The sequence below is a fragment of the Psychrobacter sp. genome, from assembly GCF_030457785.1.
GTDB lineage: Bacteria > Pseudomonadota > Gammaproteobacteria > Pseudomonadales > Moraxellaceae > Psychrobacter.
Window position 1 is genome coordinate 1 of the sequence record NZ_JAKDUI010000261.1, and the last position, 3,097, is coordinate 3,097.

General features: G+C 40.9%; 3 protein-coding genes. 2 read left to right on the top strand and 1 reads right to left on the bottom strand.

Annotated elements, in window-relative coordinates; translation table 11 throughout:
* Positions 1-4: 4 nt before the first annotated feature.
* Positions 5-2,053: a hypothetical protein gene (locus tag L0J61_RS10265; RefSeq protein WP_301466348.1), complete on the bottom strand. Its 2,049-nt coding sequence runs from the start codon at positions 2,051-2,053 to the stop codon at positions 5-7.
* Positions 2,054-2,537: 484 nt separating this feature from the next.
* Here L0J61_RS10265 and rpmB point away from each other — a divergent pair, with 484 nt between their 5' ends.
* Together rpmB and rpmG are read left to right on the top strand one after the other, a co-directional pair.
* On the top strand, positions 2,538-2,774 hold the full coding sequence (rpmB, locus tag L0J61_RS10270) for a 50S ribosomal protein L28 (protein WP_301466349.1): 237 nt from the start codon (positions 2,538-2,540) through the stop codon (positions 2,772-2,774).
* Between the two features lie 160 nt (positions 2,775-2,934).
* A complete protein-coding gene (gene rpmG, locus L0J61_RS10275; protein WP_007394061.1) occupies positions 2,935-3,090 on the top strand; it encodes a 50S ribosomal protein L33 in 156 nt (51 codons plus the stop codon).
* Positions 3,091-3,097: the final 7 nt, after the last annotated feature.

Sequence of the window (3,097 nt, forward strand, 5' to 3'; positions counted from 1 at the left end):
TAACCTAATCAGGATTATCACAGCTGTTTGTTGCAATTCCAAATGGGCTATTTAAATTTGGACGTATACCATCAGAAATATCTACATCATCGACTAAAACCGGGAAATCAATTAATCTTGATTGTTGTGACTCGCTACCGTCAACCCTAGTATTGACCGTGATACTAGAGAGATACCACTCAGCATATTCTTTTGGATAACGCACTGAGAAGTCAATTTTACCAAAGTCATCCGTTGTCAAATTAAAGCCCTGACTAGGATTGAGGCTGACCTCATTGCCATCACCATCGAGTACAGCAGCCACATTCACAGGGTCTAATTGACCATTCCCGTTAGTATCTTCACCGAGGTTTAAGATACCATTGTTGTTAACATCTTCATTGTCGCAAGCAAGAGCACTCTTAACCCAGGCATCATCTCCACTTAAATCAATACCAATAGAATAAAAGCCTTTATAATACTCTTCTGGTATCAAATTTACGGATACTTGCTGATTGATAGCAGGCTGCCCAGTGTTATCTAAAACACTGATAGAACCATTCCTATAGTAGTAGACATCTCGATCACCTGAGCGCACGGTATTAGCAAATGCAAAGCTAATAAATGTTGACTTAGTTTGTACTGTGATACCTGAGTCATCCAAAGGTACACTGACAGATTTTTCGGTGCCGTCGGGCAATTTAAGTGCTTGAACTTCAGCTTCGATTACCACCCCGTCTGTACTGGTTGAGTTTTGTCCAGCATTATAGGTCACTATTGCTTGACCATTATTGTCTGTATATGCCACTGCTTGACCTAAGCTACCGCCAGATGCATCTTTAGTAGTGGTGAACTGCACGATTGCATTTTTAACAGGTGCATCATCTACGTCCAGAACTCTCGCTATTACTTGAGTTGAGCCACCAGTACTAATGACTGCTCGCTCTATTTGAAGCAGTAACTGAGTGGGCGCAGTAGAAACGAAGTTAATAGTCGTGGCTGTAGCATCATTATCATATTCAGCGGTGATGTTCGCATTTCCTGGCACACCAGACTCTACATAAAAAACGACTTGATTATTGCTTACTTCAAAAGTACGGCGCGATGAAGCTTGTCCATCGTTATCTAGTATCTTACCTTTATTAGTTGATATTACTACCGTATCACCGTTATAGCCATCAGGGAAGTTGAGCGTCATTTCTTCAGACTCGTTGACCTCGATATCTGATATCGGTGCAAACATAATATCAGAGCTATCATCGCCTACAGCAGCGACAGTCACCAAATTAGAAATACGCTGAGTTATCTGCGAGCCCTGTATATCAAGGCTGAAGCTGTAGCGCCCATCAACAGCAGTGAGCAATGCTGCATTGGTATCAAAGATAAACTCGCCATTAATATCGGTAGTTCTAGTGGCTATTTCATTACTGTCATTAAATAAAACCACGGTCGTATTAGCAAACACTTCTCCTTGTGCATCTAAAACGCGACCAGAAATACTAAAGTTCTCTGTGTCTGTGATAGTGTTTTTCGAAGCAATAACATTATCAGCACGTGTACCTGAAACGATAATCGGCAAACTTTGCGTTACTCCACTGCCATCGTTTGCGGTTACCGTCATTATACTTTCGTGGTTCAACCTTGAATCAATACCAACCGAACTTTGTTGTAAGGACAAGCTGATCAGGCCATTTTCATCAGTGGTCTGAATTGAACTACCGTCTATAGATAGACCATATAGTGCTGCATCGCTAACACTCACAGTGACAGGCACGCCTGCAATAATACCACCATTTTCATCGATTACTCTGATTTCAACCGTGGTATTATCACCACCGGTTGATAGCTGGCTTTTGCCTGACGAGATATAGATTTCATCAACGTTAGATGTTGATACATTTGTATCATCACCATCAGTTCCGCCATCGCCTGCACCCGACCCTGTACCAAACTCAGGTGCAATTGAGTCAACAGTATCGCCATCTCCCCCACCACATCCAGCTAACGCTAAAGCTAAGGTGAGCGCTGTTAACTGAAACAGCTTAGGAGAAAGTGGGTGTGAACTATAAGACATATTTTAGACTCCGCATCAGCAGGAACTTGTTTGAGCAAACAGATAGAAAACATCACACAGAGTCATCGTCAATCAGCAACGATACAAGGATTATAAGGTAGAATCAGTTGTGTTAATGCACTGTATTGAATATATAAGCAACTTTACTGCCTTTTCCTACAACTTACAACTAAAAATTATCCCTTACTATCAAATAATCAGCTACATAAGCTGTCCATTTCAAGGTATAATGACCACCCTTCAGTTCGACGATAATCATAAAAATATTTGAGTTCTAATCTATTTTATGGTATAAATGTCGGCTTTAAAATTTTCTGAATTGGTTATCCTGTGATTTGCCTTTAGATAACAGTGATACCAACTCAACCTTCATATAGTTTTGTTTGGTGCAAAGCTGCCGCTTGCTGTGTCCATGCCGCAAAAACGTGCAACTTGCCCAGACTGGTATGAGAAAAACTCATACCTCATAGATTAGGAGTTCGCCATGTCTCGAGTTTGCCAAGTGACTGGAAAGCGCCCTATGGTGGGTAATAATGTTTCGCACGCAAACAACAAAACCCGTCGTCGCTTTCTACCAAACCTTCATAACCATCGTTTTTGGGTAGAGTCTGAAAATCGTTTTGTGCGTCTACGTGTGTCTACCAAAGGTATGCGCGTTATAGACAAACTTGGTATCGATAAAGTGTTAGCGGATCTACGCGCACAAGGTCAAAAAGTATAAGTTAAGACTGGCAGCTTTGAGCTCTTGAGATATAGGTTCTTTTACCATTGTCCTACTCCCAAAGCTGCTTATTGCCACACTACTTGTTGTTATTGTGGCGGCTTATTACTTTTGACCCGTACCTATCGTTTGAAGACCCCTCATTTACAGGAAAGCTATCATGAGAGATAAAATTAAATTAGTATCAACTGCTGGTACTGGCTATTTTTACACCACTACCAAAAACAAGCGCACTATGCCTGGCAAAATGGAAATCAAAAAATTTGATCCAAAAGTACGCCAGCATGTGATCTTTAAAGAAGCAAAAATCAAATAATTAATAC

Excerpts from the sequence above, each read along its gene's own strand:
- L0J61_RS10265 (WP_301466348.1), bottom strand. The coding sequence starts at position 2,053 with ATGTCTTATAGTTCACACCCACTTTCTCCTAAGCTGTTTCAGTTAACA.
- rpmB (WP_301466349.1), top strand. The coding sequence starts at position 2,538 with ATGTCTCGAGTTTGCCAAGTGACTGGAAAGCGCCCTATGGTGGGTAAT.
- rpmG (WP_007394061.1), top strand. The coding sequence starts at position 2,935 with ATGAGAGATAAAATTAAATTAGTATCAACTGCTGGTACTGGCTATTTT.